The organism is Piscibacillus salipiscarius JCM 13188 (assembly GCF_001311865.1).
In the GTDB taxonomy this organism is placed as follows: domain Bacteria; phylum Bacillota; class Bacilli; order Bacillales; family Alkalibacillaceae; genus Piscibacillus; species Piscibacillus salipiscarius.
Map to the genome: position 1 here is coordinate 176,555 of NZ_BBCD01000001.1, position 15,547 is coordinate 192,101.

The 15,547-nt window shown below is 36.6% G+C and carries 11 protein-coding genes and 6 pseudogenes; 1 reads left to right on the forward strand and 16 read right to left on the reverse strand.

Annotation, left to right across the window (positions count from 1 at the left end):
* Positions 1–69: 69 nt before the first annotated feature.
* The 9 genes and pseudogenes from trmD to smc all read right to left on the reverse strand — a co-directional run bounded on the left by trmD (position 70) and on the right by smc (position 8,758).
* The gene (trmD, locus tag JCM13188_RS01040; RefSeq protein WP_054751529.1) at positions 70–819 is read right to left on the reverse strand and encodes a tRNA (guanosine(37)-N1)-methyltransferase TrmD; all 750 of its coding nucleotides are present in this window, start codon (positions 817–819) and stop codon (positions 70–72) included.
* Entirely contained in the window at positions 816–1,331 is a 516-nt protein-coding gene (rimM, locus tag JCM13188_RS01045; RefSeq protein WP_054751531.1) for a ribosome maturation factor RimM, read from the reverse strand. The genes trmD and rimM overlap by 4 nt, the downstream gene beginning before the upstream one ends.
* Before the next feature lie 11 nt (positions 1,332–1,342).
* Positions 1,343–1,729: a YlqD family protein gene (locus tag JCM13188_RS01050; protein ID WP_054751533.1), complete on the reverse strand. Its 387-nt coding sequence runs from the start codon at positions 1,727–1,729 to the stop codon at positions 1,343–1,345.
* A 165-nt stretch (positions 1,730–1,894) separates the two neighbouring features.
* Positions 1,895–2,110: a KH domain-containing protein gene (locus JCM13188_RS01055; RefSeq protein ID WP_054751535.1), complete on the reverse strand. Its 216-nt coding sequence runs from the start codon at positions 2,108–2,110 to the stop codon at positions 1,895–1,897.
* A gap of 17 nt (positions 2,111–2,127) precedes the next feature.
* Positions 2,128–2,397, reverse strand: coding sequence for a 30S ribosomal protein S16 (gene rpsP / locus JCM13188_RS01060; RefSeq protein WP_054751537.1), 270 nt, complete (start codon positions 2,395–2,397; stop codon positions 2,128–2,130).
* 79 nt (positions 2,398–2,476) lie between these two features.
* Positions 2,477–3,820 carry a signal recognition particle protein gene (gene ffh, locus JCM13188_RS01065; protein WP_054751539.1) on the reverse strand — a complete coding sequence of 448 codons (1,344 nt, stop codon included), beginning with the start codon at positions 3,818–3,820 and terminating at the stop codon, positions 2,477–2,479.
* A gap of 12 nt (positions 3,821–3,832) precedes the next feature.
* Positions 3,833–4,174 carry a putative DNA-binding protein gene (locus tag JCM13188_RS01070; RefSeq protein ID WP_279401206.1) on the reverse strand — a complete coding sequence of 114 codons (342 nt, stop codon included), beginning with the start codon at positions 4,172–4,174 and terminating at the stop codon, positions 3,833–3,835.
* Positions 4,175–5,169: pseudogene (ftsY, locus tag JCM13188_RS01075) on the reverse strand (signal recognition particle-docking protein FtsY).
* A 21-nt stretch (positions 5,170–5,190) separates the two neighbouring features.
* Positions 5,191–8,758: pseudogene (gene smc / locus JCM13188_RS01080) on the reverse strand (chromosome segregation protein SMC).
* A gap of 111 nt (positions 8,759–8,869) precedes the next feature.
* Between smc and JCM13188_RS01085 the strand changes: the two are divergent.
* Positions 8,870–9,091, forward strand: coding sequence for a DUF1128 domain-containing protein (locus JCM13188_RS01085; protein WP_054751543.1), 222 nt, complete (start codon positions 8,870–8,872; stop codon positions 9,089–9,091).
* 71 nt (positions 9,092–9,162) lie between these two features.
* Here JCM13188_RS01085 and rnc read toward each other — a convergent pair.
* From rnc to recG, 7 genes and pseudogenes are all read right to left on the reverse strand, one after another.
* Positions 9,163–9,823, reverse strand: a pseudogene (rnc, locus tag JCM13188_RS01090) (ribonuclease III).
* A 58-nt stretch (positions 9,824–9,881) separates the two neighbouring features.
* Positions 9,882–10,115: an acyl carrier protein gene (gene acpP / locus JCM13188_RS01095; RefSeq protein ID WP_054751545.1), complete on the reverse strand. Its 234-nt coding sequence runs from the start codon at positions 10,113–10,115 to the stop codon at positions 9,882–9,884.
* Between the two features lie 42 nt (positions 10,116–10,157).
* A pseudogene (fabG, locus tag JCM13188_RS01100) lies at positions 10,158–10,897 on the reverse strand (3-oxoacyl-[acyl-carrier-protein] reductase).
* Between the two features lie 4 nt (positions 10,898–10,901).
* Positions 10,902–11,843 carry an ACP S-malonyltransferase gene (fabD, locus tag JCM13188_RS01105; RefSeq protein WP_054751547.1) on the reverse strand — a complete coding sequence of 314 codons (942 nt, stop codon included), beginning with the start codon at positions 11,841–11,843 and terminating at the stop codon, positions 10,902–10,904.
* Positions 11,843–12,846 (reverse strand): annotated as a pseudogene (gene plsX, locus JCM13188_RS01110) (phosphate acyltransferase PlsX). The gene fabD and the pseudogene plsX overlap by 1 nt, the downstream one beginning before the upstream one ends.
* A gap of 14 nt (positions 12,847–12,860) precedes the next feature.
* A complete protein-coding gene (fapR, locus tag JCM13188_RS01115) occupies positions 12,861–13,421 on the reverse strand; it encodes a transcription factor FapR (RefSeq protein WP_054751549.1) in 561 nt (186 codons plus the stop codon).
* Positions 13,422–13,528: 107 nt separating this feature from the next.
* Positions 13,529–15,524, reverse strand: a pseudogene (recG, locus tag JCM13188_RS01120) (ATP-dependent DNA helicase RecG); the annotation flags it as partial.
* Positions 15,525–15,547 lie beyond the last annotated feature (23 nt).

Genomic DNA, 15,547 nt, shown 5'->3' on the forward strand with positions numbered 1-15,547 from the left:
TGCTTAATCCGCAGCGGAACATCGTTTTAAGCTTAAACAACACTTAAGCACTAGATTAATATATCATAATCATGAGTCTCTTGCAACATCTTCTGACTTGATTTTATCAAGCATTTTAAGTTCCTGATCACTTAATTTAGCCCGTTCAAGTAAATCGGGTCTCCTATGATAAGTTCTTTTAAGAGACTCATAAGTTCGCCACTCTTCTATCTTTCCATGATGACCTGAAGTTAATACATCAGGAACCTTCAATCCTCTAAAATCATTCGGTCTAGTATAATGTGGATGCTCTAATAATTGAGTCGAGAAAGAATCCTTTACAGCTGATTCATCGTTTCCGAGAACTTCTGGTTGAAGTCGAATGACACTATCGGTTATTACCATAGCTCCGAGTTCACCGCCGGTTAAAACGTAGTCACCGATAGAGATTTCGTCTGTTACTAAATGTTCTCGAATTCGTTCATCATATCCTTCATAATGTCCACAGATCATGATTAAATGATCCTCTTTAGCTAGTTCCTCTGCTTTTTGCTGAGTATAAGATTCGCCTTGTGGACATAAAAGTACTATTCGAGGTTTCTTTTCTTCTCCGTTAATTATATCTTCAACCGCATCAAAAATGGGCTGTGGCTTTAACACCATTCCAGCACCACCACCGTATGGGTAGTCATCTACTTTATTATGTTTATCATCTGTATATTCCCTAAAATCAATTAAACGATAACTGAAAGCTCCCATATCTTGAGCTCTCTTTAGAATGGAAGCTTCAAAAACACCTCTAAACATGTCTGGAAATAGGGTTAAAATATCAATCTTCATTCTAATAACCCTTCCATCTCCTCGATCATTACACTTCCGTTTTGAACATCTACACTTTTCACAACTGACTCTATATACGGGATCAGTGCATCCTTTTTGCCTTGCCTTTGGACTACCCAAACATCATTTGCACCTGGCTGTAAAATTTCTTTAACCTTACCAATCAGTTCACCATCGACATTATATACTTCACAGCCAATGATTTCATGAAAATAAAACTCATTTTCTTCTAATTCATGCATGCTTGACTCAGGAATTTTTAAGTTTCCACCTTTTAATCGCTCAACATCGTTAATATTTTCCATAGACTCGAACGATAGAAGGTCAAATTGTTTATGTTTTCTATGTGTTTTAATGGTTAACTCTTCAGGTTGGTCATCATTCTCTTTAAAGAAATATAATTGATTGCCTGGAGTGAAACGTTCATCAAAATCCGTAATGGCTATGACTCTGACTTCACCTTTAACTCCGTGTGTATTCACAATCTTACCTACATTAAAATAACGTTCCATATATGTTCACCCTAATTAATATCTATAATTTGCCCATCTTTAATGGTAATCGTTCTATTTCCAGCAACGGCCTCCCATTGGTCTCCAACCTCAACCTCAATCAACTCATCAACTTCTCCCTCGATTAACTCACTTCCATTTGGTATATGATCGAGTTGTCCAATCTGTTGTTCTAACCATTCAATTGATTGTTTTCGTTTGTTTTCTTCGACTGAAAATCGTTCCTCAACTTTTGAGGAATTGAATCGTTTTTGATAGGTTAATTTTTTCTTCTCAAATTGAAGTTGTTCTAACTCTTTTTTAGCCTGTCCTATTTTTTGATTAAATTTCTCTTTTATTAATTCTCGACTTTGATCAGTGATGACTTGTTTAACAGTTGTTTTTCTTAAAATCTTCACAATAAATCACCTTCTAATCTATAAATACACTGCTGGAGGACAGAGCTGTTCAACATCATTATGCAGTTGAAATACATTTTGTCTTTAAATCAGTCAACGTGTATTTCAACTGCAAAATATTGATTGTAAAAATGGGAAAGGTTAGACCTCTCCCATTACATAATATCAACAAATATTTTTATTAATATCTGAGCTTGCGGCATGAACGACTGTACGAATTGCTTTGGCAATTCGACCGTTCTTACCGATTACTTTGCCCACATCATTCTCATTAACCGTTAAATGATAACGAATCTTTTCATCCGTTTCTTCAACGGTTACCTGAACTTCCTCAGGATAATCAACAAGTGGTTGGACAATCGTTTCAATTAAGGCTTTCATGATATCACTAACCTTTACTATTTAGCTTTTGATTCGTGAAACTTCGTCATGATGCCTTCTTTAGAGAATAGGTTACGAACTGTATCACTAGGCTTAGCACCTTTAGATAACCAATCTAACGCTTTATCTTCATCAATTGAAACTGCTAGAGTTTCACTTAAAGGATTATATGTGCCAATCTGTTCAATAATGCGACCGTCACGTGGAGAACGTGAATCAGCAACTACTAAACGATAGTATGGTTTTCTTTTAGAACCCATTCTTTTCATACGGATTTTTACTGCCATTATTTACACCTCCATCAAATTTCCTTCTCACAAGAATAAATTGTATCAGATGTCCAAAAGTGTGTAAAGTATTTTTCCATTACATAAAAGGAAAATTCATTCCACCTTTTTTCTTACCCTTCTTACCGCCCATCATTTGCTTCATCATTTTCTTCATTTCATCAAATTGTTTTAATAGACGGTTCACTTGAGAAACCGACGTACCAGACCCTTTTGCTATACGTTTTTTACGGCTAGCATTAATGACGTTAGGATCGACTCTTTCTTCTTTCGTCATAGACTGGATGATTGCTTCGACGTGGTCGATTTGTTTTTCATCCAGTTGCATGTTTTTCATGCCTTTCATTTTATTAGCTCCAGGCATCATATTGATGAGTTCATCTAATGGTCCCATGTTACGCACTTGCGCCATTTGTTCAAGGAAATCTTCAAACGTGAAGGACATATCCTTCATTTTCTTTTCCATCTCTTTGGCTTTCTTTTCATCAACTTCTGTTTCGGCTTTTTCAATTAAACTTAGAACGTCCCCCATTCCAAGAATTCTTGATGCCATTCGGTCAGGGTGGAAGGCTTCTAATTGATCTAATTTTTCACCCATACCAGCAAACTTAATTGGTTTACCTGTCACAGCTCTAATAGAAAGTGCTGCACCACCACGAGTATCACCATCAAGCTTTGTTAAAACAACTCCAGAAATGTCTAGTTGTTCATCAAAACTTTCAGCAACATTAACAGCATCTTGACCTGTCATCGAATCAACTACTAGGAAAATTTCATCTGGCTTGACGGCATCTTTAATATTATGGAGTTCATCCATTAGTCCTTCATCCACATGCAAACGACCAGCCGTATCGATTAATACATAATCTTTATGTTGTTCTTTAGCTTCTTCAATAGCTTCTTTTGCAATATCAACAGGATCTGCCTCTGTACCTTTTGAGAATACTGGCATATCAAGCTGCTTACCTAACGTTTCTAACTGGTTGATGGCTGCTGGTCTATAAATATCAGCAGCTACTAACATTGGATTACGGTTATATTTTTTTCTTAAATGATTGGCTAGCTTACCGGTTGTTGTCGTCTTACCTGCACCTTGAAGACCAACCATCATAATAACAGTTGGCGGCTTGTTAGCTACGGCAATTTTACTTTGTTCTCCGCCCATCAAGTCAGTTAATTCTTCTTTAACAACTTTAATAACTTGTTGTCCAGGGTTTAATCCTTCTAATACGTCTTGACCTATTGCACGTTCTTTAATTCGTTTAATTAGATCTTTAACGACCTTAAAGTTAACATCGGCTTCTAGTAAAGCTAGTCGAACTTCACGTGTCATTTCTTTGACATCTTGTTCGGTTACTTTACCTTTACCGGTAATTTTCTTAATCGTACCTTGTAATCGGTCGGCTAATCCTTCAAATGCCATTTGACCGTCCTCCTAATCTAGGTTTTCCAATTCCTCTATCAACGATTTAACTTGATCTAGATTTTGTTGAGATAAAGACTCTTTCATCTCAATTAACAATCGATTTCGCTGTTCAAATCGTTTATACAGGCCTAGCTTTTCTTCATATTCTTCAAGCATTGCCTCTGTACGTTTAATATTATCATAAACTGCTTGTCTACTAACATCATAAGTCTCCGAAATTTCTCCAAGGGAATAATCTTCCAGATAGTATAATTCCATATAACTCTTCTGTTTGGGAGTTAATAATTCTTGGTAGAAATCAAACAAATAGTTTACGCGAGTTGTCTTTTCTAACACAAGCAGCCTCCTCATCTATTTTTCGGATTCATCAGTGATTAAATCGCCAAATAACCCATATACAAATTGGTGCGCATCAAATGGTTGTAAATCTTCCATTCTTTCTCCTAAACCAACGTATTTAACCGGAATATCCAGTTCCTTCCGAATGGCCAAAACAATCCCACCTCGAGCAGTACCATCTAGCTTTGTTAATACAATGCCTGATACATCGGTTGCTTCTTTAAATGTTTTAGCCTGACTTAATGCGTTTTGCCCTGTAGTAGCATCTAATACTAAAAGTGTTTCATGTGGTGCTCCATCAATTTCTCTAGATATAACTTTTTTAACTTTAGCAAGCTCGTTCATAAGGTTAACTTTATTTTGAAGGCGCCCAGCTGTATCACAGATTAGGACGTCAGCACCGCGAGACTTAGCTGCCTGAATACCGTCATAAATAACAGCAGCAGGATCACTACCTTCACTGTGTTTAATAACGTCAACACCTGTTCGTTCGCCCCACACATCAAGCTGATCAATCGCGCCTGCTCTAAATGTATCACCAGCTGCTAATAAAACCGATTTGCCTTCTTCTTTCAATTGATGAGCTAATTTGCCAATGGTAGTCGTTTTACCAACACCATTTACACCAACGGTAGAATCACCGAAAGACCATCTTCGTTTAAATTCAGCTCTTCAATGGATGAATCCTCACCATCATAATATATTTCAACTAGCTTTTCAGAGATGACCTCTTTTACTTCTTCTGTATCTTGGATGTTACGGCGCTTAACTTCCATCTCAAGTTCTTCAATCAATTCCATTACTGTAGTTACACCAACGTCAGCTGATATTAAAATCTCTTCTAGCTCTTCGAAAAATTCTTCATCAACTTTACGATAGCGTGCAACTAAGTCATTCACTTTAGATGTGAACGAATCTCTTGTTTTAGACATTCCATCTTTAAATTTATCTGTGACTTGTTCTGTTTGGTTGTTGATTTTGTCCTTGAGTTTCTTAAAAAATCCCATACTCGTCTTCCTTTCGTTTCCTTAGTTTAACACCATTTCCTCTGTTTCTTCTAATTTAACAGATACAAGCTTCGATACGCCTGATTCTTGCATCGTGATTCCATATAGAACATCAGCGTTTTTCCATCGTACCTTTTCTATGAGTAATGACAATAAATTGTGTTTGCTTAGAAAACTCTTTTAAATATTTTCCAAAACGCATGACATTTGCTTCGTCAAGGGCTGCTTCAACTTCATCAAGCACACAAAATGGTACAGGTCTAACTCTTAAGATCGCAAACAATAAAGCGATTGCTGTTAAGGCTCTCTCTCCACCTGAAAGAAGGCTTAAATTCTGAAGCTTTTTACCAGGTGGTTGTGCAATTATATCGACACCTGTTTCAAGTAAATCATCTGGATTGGTAAGCTTTAATTCAGCATGACCTCCGCCAAATAGCTCTTTAAATACAATTGAGAATTGATCTTGAATTTGACCAAAGGTAGTACTGAACTTGCGAATCATCTCTTCATCCATCTCTTGAATGATTGAGTGTAGCGTATCTTTTGCTTCTAAAAGATCTTGTTGCTGTTCAGTTAAAAATTCATAACGTTCTTGAATACGTTCATATTCGTCAATAGAACCTAGATTGACAGTCCCAAGTTCATCAATTGAGCGTTTAATGAGTTTAACTTTTTCTCTTGTTTCATCAATCTCTTCTGTAAGTCCAAAGTCTTTTTTGGCTTTCTCAAACGTCAACATATATTCTTCTCTTAAATGATTCAAACGATTTTCTAAATCCACATCTAGTCTGTTTGCTTTTACTTCAAGCTGCTGCATATGACTATTTCGTTGCTGATATTGTCTGTTCCGCTCTTTTAGTTCTCTTTCTAAATCATCCCTAGAATGAGTTAAATTTTGACGTTCACCTCGTGACTGTTCTAGTTGGTCGTTGATTTGAACTAATTGAGTTCTAGCTTCTTTTACTTGATCAGTCAACCCATCAACTGTCTGAGCATTTTGATGTGACTCTTCTAAGCCTTTTAGTTCCTCTTGATATTGTTTGTTTACCTTACGAGCTTCATTTAATTGCTCTTGAATTTGGTTAAGACGTTCTTTTTGATTTCTAACTTCACTTTCTTGTTCCGCTAAACGGATTTGCATATGATTTAATCTTTCTTTATGTTTCTCAACATTTTGCTTTAAAATCGGATTGATTGGATGATAAATGGTCAATGTCACCACGTAATGACTCAGATTGCTCTTCTTGAGATTGTAGCTTATCTTTAATATTAGATAACTCTTTTCCTAAAGTATTCATCTCTTCTTCATGCTGACTATTTTCCTGATCATAAACAGACAGTTGATCATTGATATTGGAAAGCCTTGCTTGGAGTGCTTGATAGCCTTCTTTCACCATCTGATATTGATTATATAACTCATCTTTATCTAATTGATGTTGTTGTAAATCTTCTTGAACTTGTTTCAAACGCTTCTTCTTATCACTTAATTGACGTTCAAAATCTAAACTTTTATTTTCAAAGTCTTTAAGCTTTGTCTGAACTTCTTCTAACTCTCGGTCACGTGTGAATAAAGAAGTTTGATTTGACCGCTTCTTAGCCCCACCACTCATGGAACCACCTGGATTAACAACGTCACCCTCTAACGTCACAATCCTGTAACGATGGTTGGTTGCGCTAGCCAGTTCATTTGCGTCTTTAAGAGTATTAGAAATGAGAACATTTCCTATTAAATTTTTAATGATTGGTTCATAGGTTGAATCGTATTCAACAAGCTCACTACCAACTCCAACAAAACCACTATGATTTTGAATTTGATCAACTAGTCTTGGATCAATATGACGTGGTCTAATCGTTGAAATTGGTAATAATGTCGCACGCCCACTATTTGTTTTCTTAAGCCACTTAATGGCTTCCCTTGCTTCATGGTCTTTTCCAACCACAATATGCTGTGCCTGTCCACCTAAAGCCGTTTCCATTGCAGTGACATACTCATTGGGTATATCTATTAGCTGAGCAACTGCGCCATGAATGCCATTTAGATTCCCTTTTTCCTTAGCTTGTAAAATTGATTTAACTCCATGAAAAAACCACTATAAGACTCTTTCATATCCTCTAGCATGTCTTTCTTAGAACGTAATTGTTCAATAATGCGGTAACCCTTATAAAGCTTTTCTTCATCTTGTCTTATCTCTTCTGATAAGTTTTGGTTCAGGTCTTGGCATTCATTTAACTTTTGATTTAAGACATTTAATTGTTCTTCAAGGGCTACCTTTTCCTTAGCTTGAGCTGATTGATCATCATCTAAAGAATTACGTTCTTCTATAAGTTTCTCAAAACGTTCATCTAACGTTGTTTACGAGCTTTAGATTGTTCAATTTGTTTTTCGATTGAGGCTTTTTCATTACGATTTGCAGCTTGTTCGTTAAGCAATTCAATGTATTCAGCTTTCATTGATTCAATTTGATCTTCAATATCGACGCCTGAGTTCGCAATTTCATTATTTATTTCACTAATTGTTTTCTTAGTTTCATCACGCTGAGACTTTAATGATTTTAGTTTCATATCTTGATCTTCGTAGTCGAGTTCAAATTGATCAATTTGATCTTGGCTTTCCTTAATATCTTGTTCAAGTTTTTCTTTACTTTCATCATAATGTTTTAGACGTTCAACAAGTAAGTTTTTCTGACCATCTAGTTGTTCGATTTGCTGAGTCAATGTTAGTTTTTGATCTTGAAGTCCTTCTATTTTTGATCTAACTCTTGAATCTGTTGTCCAATTTCTTCAACTTTAGACTCATCTGCTTGAATAGAAGTCTTCTCTTCCATCAACTGTTCTTTTAGCGTATCAATTTCTTGAAGTAAATGACCCCATTCAGAGTGAATATTTTCAATCTCTGTTACAATTAGGCTGACTTCGTGCTGTTCTAACTCATCTTTTTTCTCTAAATATTCTTTTGCAACGGCTGCTTGTTCTTTGAGCGGCTCTAATTGCCCTTCAATCTCATGAATAATATCTTCAACACGATCTAAATTATCTTCGGTTTCAGTTAATTTCTTAACTGCTTTATTTTTACGCTGTTTATATTTAAGCACACCTGCAGCTTCTTCAAATATAGAACGTCGCTCTTCAGACTTTGAACTTAAAATCTCTTCAACTTTACCTTGGCTAATAATTGAAAAGGCTTCTTTACCTAGGCCTGAGTCCATAAAGAGCTCTACGATATCTTTAAGCCTGCATGGCTGTTTATTAATTAAATATTCGCTTTCCCCAGAACGATATACTCGTCTTGTAACGGCTACTTCTTCATAATCGATTGGGAGTCTTTGATCTTTATTATCTAAAGTTAACGTTACTTCAGCTACATTTAACGCTCGTCTAGTGTCACTACCGGCAAAATAATGTCTTCCATTTTTGCCCCGCGTAGTGATTTCGCCGATTGTTCACCTAACACCCAGCGTATAGCATCTGTAACATTTGATTTTCCGCTTCCATTTGGCCCAACCACTGCTGTAACGCCCGGAACAAAGTCAACCGTTATACGTTCAGCAAATGACTTAAAGCCAACTGATTCTAATTTTTTCAAAAACATATGTAAACACCTACTCAATTTTGCGTTCTAACCTTAACAACTGAACTTTTTTATTTTATCATAAAATAAGTGGTTTCAGAAGGTAGCGATAAAATCTAAGGAGTGAATGAAATGAATTTAAACGAAGCAACTGAGGAAAATTTGAAATATATCATTGAAGATCTTTCTAAAAAGCTTCAAGTATTAAATCCAACGATCATGGATTCTGATAACTTTAGCTTGAAGGATTACGATGAGATCAAACAATTGTATGATATGGTTAAAAGCAAAGATCAAGTGAGTGTGCCTGAAATTCATGCGATTATTGATGAATTAAAAAGGCTCAGACAATAATTAAAGCACACAAAAATCCGTACAAGATTAAATTTAATCATTGTACGGATTTTGCATTAGTTACATGCCTTTTAATGCTTTTTGAGCAGCCTCTTGTTCAGCTTCTTTTTAGTGCGTCCAGTTCCTTTGCCTTTCTTCTCACTACCCACAAATACATCAGCTACAAACTTCTGTTATGAGCAGGGCCAATTTCATCTACAATTTTATACTGAACCTGCTTACCGTCTTGTTGAACTAATTCCTGCAATTGTGTCTTGTAATCCATCGCATGTGAAAAAGCACCTGGTTCAATTTTTGGATACATAAAGTCACTTAAGAACGTAATGACTTGATCAAATCCTTGGTCTAAATAAATAGCACCAATTAATGCCTCATAAGCGTCAGCGAGTAAAGAAGGCCTTTCACGACCTCCTGATTTTTCCTCCCCTTTACCAAGTAGAAGAAATTCGTTAAGATTAAGATCTTTTGCAAATTTTTCAAGTGAAGGCTCACATACTATATTGGCTCTAAATTTTGTTAATTCTCCTTCACTCATATGTTTATACTCACGATACAGGTATTGAGACACTGCTAATTCAAGCACCGCATCACCCAAAAACTCTAAGCGCTCATTGTCTTCTAACTGCTGTTCACGGTGCTCATTCACATACGATGTATGCATGAAGGCTTGTTTTAGTAAATCTTCATTTTGAATTGAATGTTAATGTCTTTTTGTAATTGTTTAAAGTTCATATTTTTCCACCCGTTTAAAGAAGATGAGGATGGCGAGTGCCATCCCCTATAAATTTATTTATTGGTTGCTGTTTATGTAATTAACAGCATCACCAACTGTTTGAATTTTTTCAGCATCCTCATCAGAGATTTCCATGTCGAATTCATCCTCTAATTCCATTACTAATTCTACAACATCTAATGAGTCCGCTTCTAAGTCATCTTTAAATGAAGCTTCCATAGTAACTTTAGCCTCATCAACATCTAAACGTTCAACGATAATTTCTTTAACTTTATCAAATACATCTGCCATCGATCTCACCTCCCTTCAAAGTTATTAACAAAACTATAAATGTTACATAACCATTCCACCATCAACATGAATGGTTTGACCTGTAATATAATCTGAATCCTCTGAAGCTAGAAAACGCACGACTCTAGCAACATCTTCAGGTTCACCTAAGCGGTTTAATGGAATCATGTCATGCATGCCTTGTTTCGCTTCATCTGATAATGCGTCCGTCATATCTGTAGTAATAAATCCTGGAGCAACAGCATTTACATTGATGTTTCTTGCTGCTAATTCTTTAGCCACAGACTTAGTCATTCCAATTACCCCAGCTTTGGCTGCAACATAATTGGTCTGACCAGGATTTCCCGTAACACCAACTACTGATGCTACATTTACGATTTTACCACCACGTTGTTTCATCATTGGCCTTGTGACTGCTTTAACGCAGTTAAAAACACCTTTTAAATTTGTGTCAATAACATCGTCAAACTCGTCCTCTTTCATTCTCATTAGAAGATTATCACGAGTAATTCCTGCGTTATTCACTAGGATATCTATTGAACCAAATTCATCCGTTGTTGTCTTAACAAGTTGTTTAACCTCATCAGGGCTTGCGACATTGGCTTGAACAGCTACCGCTTCTTGGCCTAATTGTTTAATCTCTTGAGCAACAGCTTCAGCGCGTTCTTGACTACCCGCATAATTACAACAACATTAGCTCCTTTACTAGCTAATTCTAACGCAATCGCTTTGCCAATTCCTCGTGAAGCACCTGTTACTAAAGCTACTTTCCCATCTAACATAACATTATTCCTCCTTTAACCAGCTTTTAAAACCTTCTAAAGCCTCGACTTCATTTAATGTGAAGATTTTAGCACGTCTATGGACTTTCTTGACTAAACCAGATAAGACTTTACCATTTCCAATTTCAACGAAAGCATCCACTTCAGCTTCCAACATATTTTCAATTGTTTGAGTGAATTGGACTGGTGAATAAAGTTGTTTAACTAGTAACGTCTCAATATCATTTGAATCCTGCACTGCACTTGCTGTGACATTAGCATAGACAGGAACCTCAGCTTTTTTAATGTTTACTTGTTTTAATTCTTCTTTAAAATCCTCACTTGCAGGTTTCATAAGCTCTGAATGGAATGGACCACTCACATTTAACGGTAAGACTCTTTTTGCGCCTCGTTCTTTCAGTTTTTCAGAAGCTTTTTCGACTCCTGCTACGGTGCCTGAGATCACAATTTGACCAGGACAGTTATAGTTTGCAACATTTACAGTATCACCTTGATTAGTCACTTCTTCTGTTACTTCATCTATTATTTCTGAATCAACCCCAAGTACCGCAGCCATAGTACCTTGGCCAGTTGGAACGGCCTTCTCCATGTATTTCCCTCTTTTATGTACGAGCTGAATGGCATCTTCAAAGGATAATGAACCTGCAGCGTAAAGAGCGCTATACTCACCCAGACTATGGCCTGCTACCATAGAGGGCTTAATCCCTTCGTCTTTTAATAAATTAAAAATGGCTATGCTATTTAACAGTAACGCTGGCTGAGCATTTTCAGTTTTCGTTAATTCATCATTAGGTCCATTTAACATCAGATCTGTTAATGAATAACCTAAAATGTCATCAGCTTGATGGTATAGTTGTTTTACAGAATCAAAAGCCTCGTAAAAATCTTGTCCCATACCAACGCTCTGGGAGCCTTGACCAGGAAATAGAAATGCAACCTTCTTCATTAAGAACCCTCCCGTTGTTGTAATTGACGTACTTCCTCACCAATTAACCCAACTACATTAGCTTCCACTAAATGATAGGTCTGTTTGATGGCATTAAATATGGCTCTATCATTTGACGAACCGTGTGCTTTAATAACTGGAGCTGCTAATCCAAATAATCCTGCACCACCATACTCGGAATAATCTAATTGATCTTTTATTCCTTTTAAATCAGATTTAACTAATGCTGCAGCTAGTTTCGTTTTTGCGTTTTTCATAAACGTATCTTTAATCATGGAAAACATATTAAGTGCTGTTCCTTCGATCGATTTCAGTGCAATATTTCCTGAAAACCCATCAGTTACGACCACATCAGCTACTCCTTCTAATAAATCACGTGCCTCTACGTTTCCAACAAATTAACAGGTGCACTTTGCATGAGTTGGAATGCTTCCTTAACCAATTCAGAACCTTTTTGGTCTTCTGTTCCAACATTTAGAAGTCCGACCTTAGGGTTTTTAATGCCTCTAACTTTTTCAACATAAATAGAACCCATAATCGCATATTGCATAAGATGATTAGGTTTTGCTTCTACATTTGCACCAACATCTAATAGTAAAAAGCCTTTTCCGTCTATTGTTGGCAGTGTAGGACTGAGCGCTGGTCGGTCTATCCCTTTAATTCGGCCTACTTTAAATAATCCCGTGCTCATAAGGGCTCCCGTGTTTCCTGCTGAAATACATGCGTCAGCCTCATTATTTTTAACAGCCTCTGCCATTAAAACCATTGAAGCATTTTTCTTCTTTCTAACCACACGTGCTGGTTCATCCGTGTTCTCAACTTTTTCCATTGTATGATGTATATGAATTTTAGAATGTTTAGGATCAAGATAAGGTTTGATTTGCTCCTCATCACCATAAAGCGTAATTTCCAAATCACTATAATGTTCAACTGCCAATAAAGCACCTTTTACAGCCGCTTCAGGGGCATGATCGCCCCCCATGGCATCGATTGCTATTCTCATAATTAGTACCCCTTTTATTTTTCAGTACTTCTATACATCTTAAATATACCTTCAAAAACTAATTCATCTTGAACATAACTTCTGACATTTATTTTAGTTCGCTTTTGATTACGGTTTGTCACTGAAGCTTTAGCGACAACTCGTTCTCCCAATTTAACCGGGCGAGTAAAGTTAATTTCTGCATTCGCCGTCAATGCTAAGTCATCATTTATAATCGCAACAGCTAAAGAATTGGCTTGCGCGAACAAGTGATGGCCTCTTGCTATTTGGTTACGTGAGAATACATGTTCCTCTTTAATATCTAGAATTGAAATGGCTAAATTATCTAACTCCAAATTAACAATTTCACCAATAACTTCGTCAATTGGCAAAGCTTTGACTGTTTCATTCCAGTTTTTATTAGCTACATTTTTAATACGCTCTCTTAATTCTGGAATAGAAAGTTCTAGCCGGTCTAGACGAATGGTTTGGATACTGACTCCAAATTTATTAGCTAATTCTTCATCTGTTATAAATGGAGTTTCTTCTATCATTTCAACCAGTTTTTCTTGTCTTTCCTTCTTTTTATACTTCATATTTTACACCGTCCACTATTATGACTAGGTCCTAATAGTAATATATAATACCTTAGGGTTTCTTGCAATCCTTTAATCAAAATTCGCTCTTGAATTTTTGGATCAGATTCAATCATCGATTTTAATCGCTCATATTCTGGATTGTTCCACAATAATTGATGTTTCATGACATGAACAGCATCTCGTCTCGCTACCTCTAAGGCTCTATAGTCTTCTACCAAATCTGCTACTTTAAACTCTGGTAATCCGCTTTGTTTTTTACCAAAGAAATCACCTGGTCCTCTAATTTGTAAGTCGTGCTCAGATAAGGTGAAGCCATCATTCGTTTCTGTCATCACTCTCATCCGTTCTTTACCTGTATCCCCTTTAGGGTCGGCTAATAAAATACAGTAGCTTTGATGAGAACCTCTACCTACCCTACCTCTAAGTTGATGTAGTTGAGCTAACCCAAAACGTTCAGCATCATAAATCACCATTAGGGTAGCATTAGGAACGTTCACTCCAACTTCAACGACGGTGGTTGAGACTAGAATGTTAATTTCATTATCTGCAAAACGCCTCATCACATCTTCTTTTTCTTGAGCGTTAAGCCTCCCATGCATGAGTCCCACATTAATGTCATTAGGAAGATCATCTTGTAGCTCTTCAAAAATATCAACTGCATTTTGGATATCAAGTTGATCTGATTCTTCTATTAATGGGCAGATTACATACGCCTGCCGGCCATTATAAACTTCACTTACCATGAACTGTCTAACTCGATCCATCATGTTTTCCTTAACCCAATAAGTTTCGATAGGCTGTCTACCCTTAGGGAGCTCATCAATTATGGATACATCCATATCTCCAAAAGTGGTAATCGATAAAGTGCGGGGGATCGGTGTTGCTGTCATAAATAACACATCAGGATGAAGTCCTTTATCCCTCAACGTTTTCTTTGCTGTACGCCAAAGCGGTGCTGTTCATCGACAATAACAAGCCCTAAGTCATTAAAAATGGTGTCGTCTTGAATTAACGCATGAGTACCTACAACGATATCAACTTCTCCTTTTTGAATTCGTTCAAGACGCTCTTTTCGCTTTTTACCTTTAATTGAACCAGTTAACAACTCTACTGTTAATAGATCGCCAAATAATTCGGTTAGTGATTCTTCGTGCTGTTCAGCTAAAATCTCTGTTGGAACCATTAATGCACCTTGTTGTCCCGATAAATATGTAGCATACAATGCTATCGCAGCAACAACCGTTTTACCAGAACCAACATCCCCTTGAAGCAGACGGTTCATTCGGTATGGTTGTTTTAAGTCAGTTAAAATTTCATCAAGAACCCTGTCCTGACTGTTCGTTAAATCAAACCCGAGTTGTTGGACAAATTTTTGAACTAGACTTTCATCAAACTGTTTAGGCAAACCGTTTGTTTTTTGACGATTATGCTCTTTGATCCATTGCATTTTAAGTTGGAAAATAAATAGCTCTTCAAATATAACGTCTTTTAGCATGTTTAAGAGCCGTTTTTGAAGATGGTTGGTGTAGGTCCTTCACTGCATGCTGACGACCAGGCAGTTTATAATCTGTTAAATACTTGTCTGGCAACATCTCGTCCACTTCATGTAAAGATGATTTTAATGCATAGGTGATAAGCTTTTTTAATTGCTTAGTTGATAAGTTCCCCTTCGTATGATAGACCGGCTGAATATCTTGCTCTTCATTAAATGAATTTGAATGAAACTGATTGACTGTAATTTGAAGTCTATGCATGTCCCATTTACCTGTGACAGTAATCATTTCTCCTTTTTTAATGCGTTCTTTTAAGAAGGCTTGATTAAAAACACAGCTTTAATGGCAACAACGCCAACTTGAAGGGTACATATTAATCGTGATTTCTTCCTTCCAAAATAACTAACATTTGGCTCTGACACCACTTGACCTTGTATGGTTGCCGTTTCATCATGATTAATTTCATTAATGGGTTTCAGCTCAAAATAGTCATAACGAAAAGGAAAGTGGAAGAGTAAATCTCCCACTTTCGTAATGTCTAATAACTCGAGCTGCTCTTTTGTTTTTCACCGACACTCGGAATGACGTCGACCGGTTCATAAAACAAGATGATCACTCTCTTCTTTATTT